Annotated in this window: 17 protein-coding genes; 6 read left to right on the top strand and 11 right to left on the bottom strand. The window is 69.6% G+C overall.

Annotated features, from left to right (window positions below; genetic code table 11):
- Positions 1-2: 2 nt before the first annotated feature.
- The 4 genes from AMK29_RS08935 to AMK29_RS08920 all read right to left on the bottom strand — a co-directional run bounded on the left by AMK29_RS08935 (position 3) and on the right by AMK29_RS08920 (position 3,911).
- Entirely contained in the window at positions 3-1,256 is a 1,254-nt protein-coding gene (locus tag AMK29_RS08935; RefSeq protein WP_073810215.1) for a tape-measure protein, read from the bottom strand.
- The gene (locus AMK29_RS08930) at positions 1,253-2,461 is read right to left on the bottom strand and encodes a phage tail protein (protein WP_073810212.1); all 1,209 of its coding nucleotides are present in this window, start codon (positions 2,459-2,461) and stop codon (positions 1,253-1,255) included. Before AMK29_RS08930 ends, AMK29_RS08935 begins: the two co-directional genes overlap by 4 nt.
- Positions 2,462-2,492: 31 nt before the next feature.
- Positions 2,493-3,605, bottom strand: a complete 1,113-nt coding sequence (locus AMK29_RS08925; RefSeq protein ID WP_073810209.1) for a hypothetical protein — start codon at positions 3,603-3,605, stop codon at positions 2,493-2,495.
- A 93-nt stretch (positions 3,606-3,698) separates the two neighbouring features.
- Positions 3,699-3,911, bottom strand: coding sequence for a hypothetical protein (locus tag AMK29_RS08920; protein ID WP_073810206.1), 213 nt, complete (start codon positions 3,909-3,911; stop codon positions 3,699-3,701).
- 304 nt (positions 3,912-4,215) lie between these two features.
- Here AMK29_RS08920 and AMK29_RS08915 point away from each other — a divergent pair, with 304 nt between their 5' ends.
- On the top strand, positions 4,216-5,043 hold the full coding sequence (locus AMK29_RS08915; RefSeq protein ID WP_073810204.1) for a hypothetical protein: 828 nt from the start codon (positions 4,216-4,218) through the stop codon (positions 5,041-5,043).
- Between the two features lie 36 nt (positions 5,044-5,079).
- Here AMK29_RS08915 and AMK29_RS08910 read toward each other — a convergent pair whose 3' ends face one another.
- The 4 genes from AMK29_RS08910 to AMK29_RS08895 form a co-directional block, all read right to left on the bottom strand.
- Entirely contained in the window at positions 5,080-5,430 is a 351-nt protein-coding gene (locus tag AMK29_RS08910) for a hypothetical protein (protein ID WP_073810201.1), read from the bottom strand.
- Positions 5,431-5,495: 65 nt separating this feature from the next.
- The gene (locus AMK29_RS08905) at positions 5,496-5,786 is read right to left on the bottom strand and encodes a hypothetical protein (protein WP_073810198.1); all 291 of its coding nucleotides are present in this window, start codon (positions 5,784-5,786) and stop codon (positions 5,496-5,498) included.
- A 97-nt stretch (positions 5,787-5,883) separates the two neighbouring features.
- Entirely contained in the window at positions 5,884-6,495 is a 612-nt protein-coding gene (locus AMK29_RS08900; protein WP_073810196.1) for a phage tail tube protein, read from the bottom strand.
- Between the two features lie 127 nt (positions 6,496-6,622).
- Positions 6,623-7,033: a hypothetical protein gene (locus AMK29_RS08895; protein WP_073810193.1), complete on the bottom strand. Its 411-nt coding sequence runs from the start codon at positions 7,031-7,033 to the stop codon at positions 6,623-6,625.
- Between the two features lie 252 nt (positions 7,034-7,285).
- Here AMK29_RS08895 and AMK29_RS08890 point away from each other — a divergent pair, with 252 nt between their 5' ends.
- Complete coding sequence (locus tag AMK29_RS08890) at positions 7,286-8,110, top strand: hypothetical protein (protein ID WP_073810191.1); 825 nt, start codon at positions 7,286-7,288, stop codon at positions 8,108-8,110.
- Between the two features lie 52 nt (positions 8,111-8,162).
- On the opposite strand, the gene AMK29_RS08885 is transcribed toward AMK29_RS08890, so the two are convergent.
- The 3 genes from AMK29_RS08885 to AMK29_RS08875 form a co-directional block, all read right to left on the bottom strand.
- Entirely contained in the window at positions 8,163-8,366 is a 204-nt protein-coding gene (locus tag AMK29_RS08885) for a hypothetical protein (RefSeq protein ID WP_073810188.1), read from the bottom strand.
- Entirely contained in the window at positions 8,360-9,064 is a 705-nt protein-coding gene (locus tag AMK29_RS08880; protein WP_073810741.1) for a hypothetical protein, read from the bottom strand. Before AMK29_RS08880 ends, AMK29_RS08885 begins: the two co-directional genes overlap by 7 nt.
- Before the next feature lie 115 nt (positions 9,065-9,179).
- Positions 9,180-9,455 (bottom strand): WhiB family transcriptional regulator, encoded by a 276-nt coding sequence (locus AMK29_RS08875; RefSeq protein ID WP_073810185.1) that lies wholly within the window; start codon positions 9,453-9,455, stop codon positions 9,180-9,182.
- A 252-nt stretch (positions 9,456-9,707) separates the two neighbouring features.
- Here AMK29_RS08875 and AMK29_RS08870 point away from each other — a divergent pair, with 252 nt between their 5' ends.
- The 4 genes from AMK29_RS08870 to fusA all read left to right on the top strand — a co-directional run bounded on the left by AMK29_RS08870 (position 9,708) and on the right by fusA (position 13,475).
- Positions 9,708-10,157 carry a helix-turn-helix domain-containing protein gene (locus AMK29_RS08870; protein ID WP_073810182.1) on the top strand — a complete coding sequence of 150 codons (450 nt, stop codon included), beginning with the start codon at positions 9,708-9,710 and terminating at the stop codon, positions 10,155-10,157.
- 304 nt (positions 10,158-10,461) lie between these two features.
- Entirely contained in the window at positions 10,462-10,833 is a 372-nt protein-coding gene (rpsL, locus tag AMK29_RS08865; RefSeq protein ID WP_003948652.1) for a 30S ribosomal protein S12, read from the top strand.
- Positions 10,834-10,835: 2 nt separating this feature from the next.
- Entirely contained in the window at positions 10,836-11,306 is a 471-nt protein-coding gene (gene rpsG, locus AMK29_RS08860) for a 30S ribosomal protein S7 (RefSeq protein WP_015035567.1), read from the top strand.
- A gap of 39 nt (positions 11,307-11,345) precedes the next feature.
- The gene (gene fusA, locus AMK29_RS08855) at positions 11,346-13,475 is read left to right on the top strand and encodes an elongation factor G (protein WP_073810180.1); all 2,130 of its coding nucleotides are present in this window, start codon (positions 11,346-11,348) and stop codon (positions 13,473-13,475) included.
- Positions 13,476-13,596: the final 121 nt, after the last annotated feature.

The following is a 13,596-nucleotide window of genomic DNA, read 5'->3' as shown; positions in this document are numbered from 1 at the left end:
CGTCAGCGGGCGGCGGTCGCGAGGAAGAGGAGGTCCTCGGCGGTCGACCGGGGGCCGGCGCCGGGCTCCTCGTGGAAGTCCCGGATGCGGTGCGGCTTCGGCAACGGCTCGTCGACGGCCGGGACGCGGCGGGTCTCCAGCTGGGAGAGCGAGTCGATGCGGTAGTCGTCCGCGTTTCCGGGGGAGACGATGCCGCCCTCGGCGAGCATGGGGAGCTTGTCGAGTTCGACGCCGAACTTCTTGCCGGTCAGGGGGATCTCGAAGCTGAGCTTGTTGAGCCCGTCGATGATCCAGTTGACGAAGGCGATGAGACCGTTGACCGGTCCCTTGACCACCCCGAGCACGGTGCTCAGCGCGCCCTTGATCAGGTCGCCGATGCCGCGCAACGACCTGCTCACCGCGTCCTTGGCGGTGCGGAAGAAGCCGGGGATCCTGTCGGTGATCCAGCTGACGACCGGCCGTACGGCGTTCTTGATGCCGCCGAGGGTGCGCGAGGCGATACCGCGCAGCGCGTTCGACGCGGAGCGGACGGCGGAGCCGATCCTGGAGATCCCGCCGATGGCCGATCCGACGATCTTGAGCGCGGTCTTGAAGACGGTCAGGTACGCCTTGGCGTACGTGCCCACGGCCTCGCCGAGGAGCTTCATGAACGGCTGGATGAACTTCCAGACCGCCTGGAAGCCCTTGAGGGCCTGCTGCAGGACCTGCCGGATGATCCGCTGACCGGTCTCGGAGTTGACGGCCAGTTCGATGAGGTACGCGGCGATGGGCACGATCAGGCCGACGAGGAAGCCGAGCGGGTTGGCCCGCATGGCGACGTTGATGCCTGTCATGGCGACCGAGGCGATGGTCATGACGGTGCCGAAGGTGCCCATCAGGGTCGAGATGACGTCCGTGACGGGCAGCAGCGGCAGGAGCAGGCCGAGGACGACCCCGGCGCCGGTGCCGATCCTGCGGGCGGCGGTGCGGGCCTTGCCGGCGGCGGTGCCGATCCGCTTGACCCCGGCGGGGGCGGTGGACCGGCGGATCCCGGTCAGGGCGGTGGCGGCGCCGGAGGCGTTCTGACCGAGGGCGCGCACGGTGGTGCCGGCGGTGCGGGCGGCGGTGGCGAGGGCGCCGACACCGCTCGTCGCCCGCTGGGCCCCGTCCCGCAGGTTCTTCAGCGAGCCGCTCGCGCCGACGAGCCCCTGCCGCAGGTTGCCCATCGGCGCGACGGCCACGCGGAACCTCGGAGCGGCTGCGAGCGCGGCACTCATGCGCGTGCTCCACGCGCCTTCACGAGGTACATGAGCGCCGCGGCTGTCGAGTGCGGGTCACTGTTCCGGGCCGCGTGGTAGTGCTCGATGTGGAGTCCGGCGCCGACGCCGGGCGCCTGCGGGCCCTGCGCCATGCGGGCGCGGCGGGCTGTGGTGGCGAGCAGCCGGTCCAGCTTGGAGAGCGGGAGGACGGCCTCGGCCTCGCCGGCCTCGGCGAGGATCGCCGGGACACCGCCGGAGCGGGGCATGACGACACCGCCGGTGGCGAGCATGGGGATGGTCGGCAGGTTGACGCCGAAGGTCTTGCCGCCGACGACGGGGACCCAGCCGGGGACGCTCACCTTGACGCGGTTGAGGCTGCCGATCATCGAGTTGATGAGGCCGATGACGGCGTTGATCGGGCCCTTCACGCCGCTCTTGATGCCGTCGAACGCCCGGGACGCGATGTCCTTGAGGCCGTTCCAGATGGACGACATCTTGTCCTTGACGGCGCTGAAGGCCTTCGGGATCGCGCTCTTGATCCAGTTGACCACGGGTGTGATGACGGCCTTGATGCCGTTCCAGACCGAGCTGATCACGGTCTTGATCGCCTTCATCACCGTGGTGATGACCGTCTTCCAGATCTTCACGTAGGTCTTGATGACGGTGGCGACGGCCTTGACGACGGTGGAGATGGCCTTCTTGATGCCGTTCCAGACCGTCTTGATCAGGTCGCCGGCCTTCTTCATGATCGGCCCGATGGCCTTCATGACCGAGCTGATCACCGTCTTGATGGCGCTGAACGCCTTCTTCAGGACCGTCTGCATCGTCTTCGAGCGCAGCGCCATGTCGACGATCGCCTCGATGAGCGGCATGAAGAGTTCGAGCAGGCGGACCAGGAAGTTGCCCTTCATGGACTTGTTGAGCTTGTCCTGACCCTTGGCGGCCCTGCCGGCGCCGGACTCGTACTTTCCGAGTCTGGTCCCGGCCGACTGGGCGGTGTCGCCGGCCTTCTTCATGGAGCGCTCGGCCTGGTCCGAGGCGGTCTTCAGGTTCTTGAGCTGGGTGGTGGAGCCCTGGGCGGCGGTCTTGAGGTTCTTCAGCTGGCCGTTGGCCGCGTTGCCGGAGTCGCCGACCTTCTTGACGGATGTCGCCGCGCCGGACGCCTGCGTCTTGAGGTTGCGCAGGGCGTCGGACGCCTTCTTGGTGGAGCTTGAGAGAGCCATGGTTGTCCCTCCTTCCGGGGTGGTTGCGGGGTCAGAGCGCCGAGTCGGCGCGCTGGACGGCGATCCTGAAGGCGTTGAAGGCCTGGGTCACGTTGCCGCCCGCCTTCGCGAGGTCGTTGGCGGCCCGGGCGGCCGACCTCAGGTTGCCGGCGTTGGGGAGCTTGTCCGGCTGGAAGTGCCGCTGGGCGCCGGCGAGTTTGCCGGTCGCCTTGGCGAGATCCGCGACCTTGGTGGGGTCGGACTTGCCGACGGCCTTGTTGGCCTTGTCGAGCGCCTTGGTGTCCAGGCTGTGCTCGTTGTACTTCTCCACGGCCGCGGCGAGCTTCTCGAGCTTCTCCGCGGTGGCGCCGATCCTGGTGGGGACGGCGGCGGTGATGGCCGTGTTGACCTTGCCGACGGCGGTCGCGGTCTTGTCGAGGGAGCGGGCGTTCGGGAGCTTGCGGACCTCGGTGTTGAAGTTCTTGATCTTTGTGGTGACGTTGCCGATGGCCTGCTTCAGGTCCCGCAGCTTCTGCTCGTCCGGGAGGTCGGCCAGGGGGACGCCCGCGGCGGCCGCGTCCTCGCGCCGCTTGACCTGGTTCTTGTTCTGGAACGCGTAGCCGTCGCCGTTGTCGTTCTTGGCCAGGATGAGATCGCGGGCGACGCGACCGCGGCTGAGCTTGGAGATGCCGTTGAGGATGGCGCCCTGGACGACCCGCTGGACGGCGGTGAACCGGGCCAGCAGGACGAGGCCGATCCCCGCGAGGATCGCGGGGATGAGGACGCTGGCGAAGGCCGCCACCCAGTACTTCCCCGCCTCCTCGCTCTTCTCGGCGGACTTCTCCACGGCGGCGCCGATCGTGTCGAAACCGGCGGCCTCCCAGAGCTCGGTCGACAGCTCCTTCTTGAGCTCCTTGTGCATCTCCTCGAAGCGGCTCACGAACTCGTACGGCAGCATGTTGTCCGTGACGAGCTTGGGATTGCCCTCGATCAGGGCCTGCTTGAGCGCGGAGACCGTGGAGTCCACCTGCTTCGGTTTCCGCTCCTCCTCCTTGTCCGACTCGTAGTTCCCCTGGGGCTGCACCTTGATGGGCACCTTGCCGTCGATGAGTGCCGCTCTGAGGTCGCTGATGTCCTTGGCGACGTCGTCGATCGTCTTACCCATGAATTCCTCCGCTTCCGGCCGGTGACGGCCAAGCGCCGAAAAGCCCCCGCCGGTTCCGGCAGGGGCTCGTTCGTCTGGGGCAGCGGGCGGCGGCTAGGCGTCCTCGTCCCGGCGGGGGCCACGGCGCACGGTCGCGAGGGCGTCGTTCCAGCCGGCCGCGTACGCGACGGTCTCGCGGCGGGTGACCTCGGCGTACAGCGTGCCGAGCAACGCTCTCTTGTCGAGGGCGACGGGTCCGTCGAGGAGCTGGCGGAGGCGGTCCTGGAGCGAGATGTGCGGTCGCGATGCCTCGGCCTGCTGAGTCATGGACGCCTGCCTTCCGGTTGCTTGCCCGTGCGTGCGTGGCGGCGCCGCGGAGTGAGGCGGGGGCACCACGTGTTCGAACTACTGTGCGAACAGAGTGTGGAACACCTGTTCGGTGTTTGTCGAGCGGGATCCGTCTGACGGCGTGTCTTCTGGCCTGAATCCCGTACGGGTTGGCGGCTGATAGGGGCTTCTGTTCGACCGGGTAACCTGGAGGACGCGTTCCTCGGGCCCGACCACTCCCGGGGAGCGACGGGGCGCGAGGGGCGCGCGGGGACCCCAGGGGGCTGGAAGGCAGCACTGACGCATGGACACGGAGCCGGGAGACAACCGGCGGGAACGAGTGCTCGACTGGCTCGCCTCCCACCCCGATCTGCCCCATCTGTTCGCCCATCTCTCCGAGCTCGTCCTCGTCCACGGGTACGCCCCCGAAGACCTCGTCGTGATGCCGAGGAGCGAGGTGGACCGACGCGAGACGACCGCCTTCACCTCCGGCTGGGCCGAGGCCATGTCGGACGAACTCCCGCGCATCCGCAGGGAGTACGAGCGGCGCGTGGGCGACGCCTACGCGCAGGGCCAGGGTGACGCGCGTGGAATGCGCCGGCCCCAGCGCCGCGCGGACGGCGGCCAGGACGGCGCCCGGGTCATCGCGCTGCCGTTCGCCCGTCTCCTCGAACCGCCCGCCGCCGTGGTCGAGGCCGAGGAGCGCGTACGCAGGGAACGCGAGCTGTTCGAACAGCGCCACGAACCCGGACCCGAACGGGACCGGGAGGCGGAGCCCGGGCACCAGAGGGAAGCCGCCCCCGGGGACCAGGAGGAACCCGAGCCCGAGCACCAGAAGGAGCCCGCGCCGGACGCGGAGCCGGACGTCCTCGTCACCGCCCAGGAGAGCCGCACCCGCAGGAACGCCCAGCCGGTGCGGAAGGTCGTCCGCGGCAAGGGCGGCCGCCCGATCGTGCCACCCCTGGGGGTGCCCGCCCAGCCCACCTCCGGCGGCGAACGCCGGGGCTCCGAGTCCGGCGACACGGAACCGCGCGCGGGCAAGGGGCGCCGGCTCTCCGAGCGGGCCAGGGCCCTGGAGGAGGAGCTGGTCTCCGAGCGAGCACAGGAAGCGCCCCCGGAGTCCGCACCCTGACGGGGACGGACTCCGGGGGCCGTGGGGGAGATGGCCTCAGCCGAAGAACCGGGCGAGCTGTCCGGGGGAGACCTCGGGGGTCTCCGCCTCGGGGGAGTGCTCGCCCCGCCCCTCGGTCTCCTCGTCCTCGTCCTTGACGCCCGGACGGGGCACGGGCTGCGGCGGATCGGGCTGGTCGCCGTCCTCGGACGCGTTGACGCACTGGAACATCCAGTTCGCGACGGCCAGATGGTCCACCGTCGCCGCGAGGAGGTGATCGGTGATCGACCACTCGGCGGCCTCGCCGTGGAGCTCGCGCTGGAGGGCGCTGTCCCGCGGCAGATGCTTGATCAGCGTCAGGACCCGTCTGCTGGAGAGCTCCTCGCGGTGCCAGTCGAGGATGTCCACCCCGTAGTAGCGGATGAAGTCCGCCTCAAGGGCCTCGGCGTGTTCTTCGACGAACTCGACGAGGCTCAGTCTTCCCCCAGGCCGAGCCCGGTCTCCTTGCCGTAGGCCTCCAGGATGGCGGCGATGTCCTGCATGGTGACGTCGTGCTGTTCGAAGCGGCTGAACTGCTCCTCACCCATCAGGAGCGCGAGCAGACCGTCCACGTCGTTGTCGTCGAGCTTGCGCAGCCCCTTGGCGGTGGCGCGGCTCAGCTCCGTCGGAAGGGTGTAGGACTCGCCGTCCAGCTCGAAGGACCACTGGCGGCCGTGGGCCTCCTGGCGCTGGGCGCGGGCGGCGTTGACGTCGAAACGGGCCATGGTGATGCGTACTCCTTGTTTCGGGTGAGGGGAAGGAAGAAGGAGGGAGGGGTGGGGCGGGACGGCGCTCGGCCGCCCCGCCCCGGGTGGAACGGGATCAGACGGTCGCGCCGTACTGGCTGTCCTTCATGAGGAAGGTCGCCAGCGGCTTGCCGTCGCCCTGCGACATGGCCGTGAAGGTCACGCCCAGCTGGGACGCGGCCTTGCGGGCCAGCTTGATGTCGTCGGACGCGGTGACCTGGCCGCGCGGGATGATGAAGCGGTACGTGACCGCGGTGGTGCCGCCGGCCTTGACGTCGGTGAACTCCAGGCCGAGGGCGCGCACGTCCGCGAACGGACGCTCGGCGATCTCGTACTTGTAGGTCTCCGTGGACGAGGCCGGCTCGGCCTCGACCTTGCCGCCGCCCATGAAGAAGGGCAGCGTCAGCTCGTTGAACTGGAGCATGGAGAACTTCAGCGAGAGGTCACGGCTGGAGTAGATGAAGTGCACCGGGGAGACCGACTGCCACGAGTCGATCGGCTCCAGCTTGTCCTTCTTGGCGAAGGTCACGCCGTCGCCGGTCGTGAAGCCGAGGTCCTTCCAGCCCGCGCCGGTCCAGTCGGCCGCGGTGTCGGCGCCGAAGGTGGTCGGGGCGTCGGCGCCGGCGTTGGCCACGTAGAGCTTGCCGGTGCCGGCGACGCGGATCTCGGCCGAGTTGTTTCCTGCCATGGTGGATGTCTCCTTGTGATGGGTGAGGGCGCCGTCCCGGGCATGGGACCCGGGTACGGCAAAGGCCCCGCCGGACGGCGGGGCCTGGTCTGTGGGCGAGCGGCCGGGAGGGCGCTCGCGAGGGCGTCTAGAAGACGCTCAGGGAGAGGCGGATGACGCACAGGTAGCGGTTGGCGCCCCGGTAGAGGTAGTCGGGCAGCCAGCGCGGGCCGTCCTGCTCCTCCACGTCGTGGACGACGTTGTTCGCGCCGATCTGCTTGCCGATCGTGGCGAGCAGGGCCCGCCGGGCGCCGTTGGCGAGGACGTGGGCGGCGTTCTTGCTCGGCCCGTACACCTCGAACTCGATCAGCGGCATGTCGACGTGCAGGTCGCCGATCCAGGCGCCGCCGCGGCGGTTCACCAGGACGGCGCTCTGGGTGCCGTCGAAGCCGGCCGGCGGGTTGACCGCGATGATCGCGCCGGCCAGGGCCGGGTCGGCCTTGAGGACGTCGACGACCAGCTTCTCGACGTCCGGGAACGCACTCGGGGGAGTGGTCATGACGGTTTCTCCTCGGAGAGGGGTACGGGACGGGGCCGTCCGGGGCGCTCCGGCGGGAGGGGGAGGGGCGCGGCAGCGCGCCCGGACGGCGGACGGCGAAGCCGCGGCCCGTCGTCCGGGCGCAGCTCCGCCGCTGCACCAACTGTGACAGGGAGCGTGCGCGCACGCAACTAATCCGGGAGCGGATCGCGCGAACAGCGCCCGGACCGGCGCCGGGTACGTTGACGGACACCCCTACCCAGGAGCCGCCCCGTGCCCGCCCGCCCCTCCCTCCTGTACGTCACCGACCTCGCCTACCCGGCCCGCGGACGGCGCTACTGCGACGAGGACATCGACCTCACCGCCCGGCTCCGCGAGAGCTTCGACCTGGCGCTCTGCCACCCGCGCGACACCACCGCGCTCATGGACGCCTTCGACGCCGTCGTCGTGCGGAACAGCGGCCCGGTCCTCGGCCACCAGGAGGAGTACGACGCCTTCCGCGCCCAGGCCCTGGCCCGCGGCATCCGCGTCTACAACCCGCTCCACGGCCGCGGCGACATGGCCGGCAAGCGGTACCTCCTCGACCTGACCGCCGCCGGACACCCCGTCATCCCCACCGCCGACCGGCCCGAGGACCTCCACCGCCTGCCCGAGGCCGCCGCCTACGCGGTCAAGCCCAAGGCCGGGGCGGACTCCATAGGACTGCGCTTCGTGCCGTACGAGGAACTCGCCGGCCTCACCTACGGCGAACTCCTCGTCCAGCCCCGCGTCGACTTCCGGTACGAGGTCTCCTTCTACTTCGTCGACGACCTCTTCCAGTACGCCCTGTACGCCCCCGACCCCGAGCGCCGCTGGGTCCTGGAGCCGTACGAGCCGACCGGGGACGACCTCGCCTTCGCCCGCCGCTTCATCGACTGGAACACCCTCGACCACGGCATCCAGCGCGTCGACGCCTGCCGCGCCCCCGGCGGCGAACTGCTCCTCGTCGAGCTGGAGGACCTCAACCCGTACCTCTCCCTCGACCGCGTGCCCGAGAAGACCCGCGACCGCTTCGTCGCCGACCTCACCGACTCGCTCCACCGCTTCCTGGCCGCATGACGAAGCGCCCCGCGTCCGGGAGGGACGCGGGGCGCATCTGGTGGGGAGGGGATCAGGCGGTACGGGGGCGGCGGCGGGCGGTGCGCTCGGCGGCGAACACGTCCTCCAGGCGGAAGAGCTGCGCCCGGCCCGCCCGGCCCGCGGCGGTCAGATGGCCCAGCTGGACCCACTTCCGGATCGTCGCGGGCGCCACCCCCGCCTCCTCGGCGGCCAGCGGCCCCGGGATCAGGGCGGGCAGGGCGATCGAGCTCAGCATGCGGGCTCCTCCTGGTGGTCCATCGCGGTCTCGATCTCCTCGGTCCGGGCCCCGGAGGCGGCCGCGAGCTCCGCCCACTCCCGCTCCGGCCACAGATGCCGGTACGCCGGGTCGTCCTGGCAGCCGCACGCCGCGTCCGTGCACACGCACGCCGGGTTCACGCACAGCACCGCGCGCCGGTCCGGGAAGGCCCGCAGCGACACCGAGTCGCACCACGGGCAGCGCCCCGAGACCCGGACGATCGTCTCCGCGTCGCCCAGCGTCCGGGCGCAGCGGCGGGCCATCCGCCGGATCTCGTCCCGGACGTGCCGGGCGAGGACCGGGTGGGTGGCGACGGCGTCGAGCAGGCCGACGATCCGCCGCAGCCGTTCGATCACCCCGGCGCGGGGCGGCCGGGGCAGGGCGAGCCGGGCGCAGACCGCCTCCTCCAGCTCCACCACGCCGTCGGTGATGTCCCGGATGGCGTCGGAGACGTGGAGCCGGATCGGTGCGGCGCCGTGCCCGGGGACGGAGAGGCCGTGCCGTTGTTCGAGCAGCAGCGCCTCGCGCCGCTCCGCACGGATCAGCTCGTCGCGGCCGGGGTGCGGGGCGGTGGGGCCGGCGCCGCCGGGGGAGCGGCGGCCGGGGGCCAACTCCTCGGAGAGCTCGGGGAACTGCCGTACGAGGGAGGCGGTCCAGAGGGCGATGTCCCGCAGCACGACCGCGACGGCCGGGTCGGCGGGGCCGGTGGGGCCGGTGGGACCGGCGGGGCCGCCAGGGCCCCTGCCGTCGGTGAGGTACGTGTGGTCGGTGAGGTGCGTGCCGTCGGTGAGGTCAGCCACGGTGGCGACTCCCCACCAGGGCGACCGCCTTCGCGACGCGCCGGGCGTCCGCCGGGCGGCCGTTGCGCCACAGGCGGCCCGCGCAGACGCCGTCGAAGTAGCTCTCGGCCGGGGCCACCGCCGCCTCGCACTCGCGACGGACGGGGCAGTCGGCGCAGGCGCGCAGCGCCGGGGCCGCGTCCTTGGGCCGACGGGCGAAGACGACGGACGGGGAGAGGCCGGCGCACGCGGCGGAGGCCTGCCAGGGGGACGGGTCGGACGGGAACAAGAGGTTTCTCCACGGGCCGGGGCCACCGGGGCGTCCATGGGGCCGAGGGGGCTTCTGGGGCTCAGGGGGCCGACGAGTGCGGCGTCGAGCAGCCTGACACGTTGCGTGCGAGCGCGCAACAAGCTTGTGGAGGGGGTCGTCCCCGGGTCTTCATCGATTCGACACGATTGCGTGCCCGAAAGCACGTAATTCCGTGCGCGCAAGCACGCTAAGGTGGGCATCCGGAGGGTGGGGAGTGAGGGAGCGGTACACATGAGCAGTCAAGGGCTCGACGAATTCGCGGGCTGGGTCGAAGGCCTGATGCGGGCACGCGGATACGACATCGACAGTCCCCGCGGCGGTGGCAAGTCCCGGATCGCGGACGAGGCGGGAGTCCACCGCGCCGCCGTGACGCGCCTGCTGCAGCGCCAGAGCATGCCCGACCTGGAGACCATGCGCAGGATCGCCCCGCTGCTCGGCGTCTCCGTCCGCGACATGCTGATCCGGTCCGGGCGCGTGACCCCGGAGGAGCTGCCGATGGCGGCCGATCTGCTGCCGCCGAGCGACTGGCAGCCCTCCATGGAGGACTTCGCCCGCTGGCTCGGCGTGCCCGACGAGCGCATGGGCGTCTTCGTCAAGGTCGTCAACCAGTTCCTGGAGCCCGACGCCGAGGCGGAGCGTCCCGCCGAGCCCGCCGAGCCGCGCCGTACCGCCCGGGACTGACCCGGGACGCCCCGGACCTGCCCCGATGTCCGCCGGTCCCGGCCCACCGCGGCCGGGACCGCGTGCGCGTGGGCATTTGTTTTGACCGGAGTCCATGCGATAGGTACGCTCAAGCCTTGTGCCTGGGGTGTGCCTGGGCTCGCGTGCGTGTCCTCAACCGCAAGGCGAGTCATATACCGGCCACCGTGATCCGCGCCCTTTCCGCCCCGTGCGGCTGGGTGTGCGCGATTCGACACACCCGACCGCGTGGGTCGGTGGATGTTCCAGGTTAGTTTTACGACGGCACACAGAAACCGGAGAAGTAGTGCCTACGATCCAGCAGCTGGTCCGGAAGGGCCGGCAGGACAAGGTCGAGAAGAACAAGACGCCCGCACTCGAGGGTTCCCCTCAGCGCCGCGGCGTCTGCACGCGTGTGTTCACGACCACCCCGAAGAAGCCGAACTCGGCCCTCCGTAAGGTCGCGCGTGTGCGTCTGACCTCGGGCATCGAGGTCACGGCCTACATCCCGGGTGAGGGTCACAACCTGCAGGAGCACTCGATCGTGCTCGTGCGCGGTGGCCGTGTGAAGGACCTGCCGGGTGTTCGTTACAAGATCATCCGCGGTTCCCTCGACACGCAGGGCGTCAAGAACCGTAAGCAGGCTCGCAGCCGCTACGGCGCCAAGAAGGAGAAGTAAGAATGCCTCGTAAGGGCCCCGCCCCGAAGCGCCCGGTCATCATCGACCCGGTCTACAGCTCTCCTCTTGTCACCTCGCTGATCAACAAGATCCTGCTGGACGGCAAGCGTTCCACCGCCGAGCGCATCGTGTACGGCGCCATGGAGGGTCTTCGCGAGAAGACCGGCCAGGACCCGGTCATCACGCTGAAGCGCGCTCTCGAGAACGTGAAGCCGGCCCTCGAGGTCAAGTCCCGCCGTGTCGGTGGCGCCACCTACCAGGTGCCGATCGAGGTCAAGCCGGGCCGCGCGTCCACGCTCGCCCTCCGCTGGCTCGTCGGTTACTCCCGCGCCCGTCGCGAGAAGACCATGACCGAGCGCCTCATGAACGAGCTCCTCGACGCCTCGAACGGCCTCGGTGCGGCCGTCAAGAAGCGTGAGGACACGCACAAGATGGCCGAGTCCAACAAGGCCTTCGCGCACTACCGCTGGTAGTCGCAACCCACATCGAGACCGAGAGAAGACTGAGCCGATATGGCTACCACTTCGCTTGACCTTGCCAAGGTGCGCAACATCGGCATCATGGCGCACATCGACGCGGGCAAGACGACCACCACCGAGCGGATCCTGTTCTACACCGGCGTCTCGTACAAGATCGGTGAAGTCCACGACGGCGCTGCCACGATGGACTGGATGGAGCAGGAGCAGGAGCGCGGCATCACGATCACGTCCGCCGCGACGACCTGTCACTGGCCGCTCGAGAATGTCGATCACACGATCAACATCATCGACACGCCGGGCCACGTCGACTTCACCGTCGAGGTGGAGCGTTCGCTGCGCGTGCTCGACGGTGCTGTCACCGTGTTCGACGGTGTGGCCGGTGTCGAGCCCCAGTCCGAGACTGTCTGGCGACAGGCGGACCGCTACGGCGTCCCGCGCATCTGCTTCGTCAACAAGCTCGACCGTACGGGTGCCGAGTTCCTCCGCTGCGTCGACATGATCGTGGAGCGCCTCGGCGCCGTCCCGATCGTCATGCAGCTCCCGATCGGCGCCGAGATGGACTTCCAGGGCGTCGTCGACCTCGTCCGCATGAAGGCTCTCGTCTGGTCCGCCGAGGCCAGCAAGGGCGAGATGTACGACGTCGTCGACATCCCGGCCTCGCACACCGAGCTCGCCGAAGAGTGGCGCGCGAAGCTGGTCGAGACCGTCGCGGAGAACGACGAGGAGCTCATGGAGCTGTTCCTGGAGGGCGTCGAGCCCACCGAGGAGCAGATCTACGCTGCCGTCCGTCGCATCACCATCGCCTCCGGCAAGGGTGGCGGCGAGAAGACGATCACCCCCGTCTTCTGTGGCACCGCGTTCAAGAACAAGGGCGTTCAGCCCCTGCTCGACGCTGTCGTCCGCTACCTTCCGTCGCCCCTGGACGTCGAGGCCATCGAGGGCCACAGCGTCAAGGACGCGGAGGAGATCGTGCGGCGCAAGCCGTCCGACGACGAGCCGCTGTCGGCCCTCGCGTTCAAGATCGCGAGCGACCCGCACCTCGGCAAGCTCACCTTCGTCCGGATCTACTCCGGTCGCCTGGAGGCCGGCACCGCGGTGCTGAACTCCGTCAAGGGCAAGAAGGAGCGCATCGGCAAGATCTACCGCATGCACGCGAACAAGCGTGAGGAGATCGACTCGGTGGGCGCCGGCGACATCGTCGCCGTCATGGGCCTCAAGCAGACCACCACCGGTGAGACGCTGTGCGACGAGAAGAACCCGGTCATCCTGGAGTCCATGGACTTCCCGGCCCCGGTCATCCAGGTCGCCATCGAGCCCAAGTCCAAGGGTGACCAGGAGAAGCTGGGTGTCGCCATCCAGCGTCTCGCGGAGGAGGACCCCTCCTTCCAGGTCCACTCGGACGAGGAGACCGGCCAGACCATCATCGGTGGTATGGGCGAGCTTCACCTCGACATCCTCGTCGACCGCATGCGTCGCGAGTTCAAGGTCGAGGCGAACGTCGGCAAGCCGCAGGTCGCGTACCGCGAGACGATCCGCAAGGCCGTCGAGCGACTTGACTACACCCACAAGAAGCAGACCGGTGGTACCGGTCAGTTCGCCAAGGTGCAGATCGCGATCGAGCCCATCGAGGGCGGCGACGCCTCGTACGAGTTCGTGAACAAGGTCACCGGTGGCCGCATCCCGAAGGAGTACATCCCTTCGGTCGACGCGGGTGCGCAGGAGGCCATGCAGTTCGGCATCCTGGCCGGCTACGAGATGACCGGCGTTCGCGTCATCCTTCTCGACGGTGGCTACCACGAGGTCGACTCCTCCGAGCTCGCGTTCAAGATCGCCGGTTCGCAGGCCTTCAAGGAGGCCGCGCGGAAGGCTTCGCCGGTCATCCTCGAGCCCATGATGTCCGTCGAGGTCACCACGCCCGAGGACTACATGGGTGAGGTCATCGGCGACATCAACTCCCGCCGTGGTCAGATTCAGGCCATGGAGGAGCGCAGCGGCGCTCGCGTCGTGAAGGGCCTCGTGCCCCTTTCGGAGATGTTCGGCTACGTCGGCGACCTCCGCAGCAAGACCTCGGGTCGCGCAAGCTACTCGATGCAGTTCGACTCCTACGCCGAGGTTCCGCGGAACGTCGCCGAGGAGATCATCGCGAAGGCCAAGGGCGAGTAACTCTCCCGAGTTCACGCTTTAGGCTTGACACCAGTCACCGGGGCTCGACCCCCGAAACCCGAGGAATCGGGCCCCGGTGAATGGCATCCCAGCAAAGATCACCTGGCGCCGATGAAGCAAG

Origin of the sequence: Streptomyces sp. CB02261, assembly GCF_001905665.1 — a bacterium.
Lineage (GTDB): Bacteria > Actinomycetota > Actinomycetes > Streptomycetales > Streptomycetaceae > Streptomyces.
Note: the sequence above shows the minus strand (reverse complement) of the source record. Positions and strands in the feature narration are given on the sequence as shown.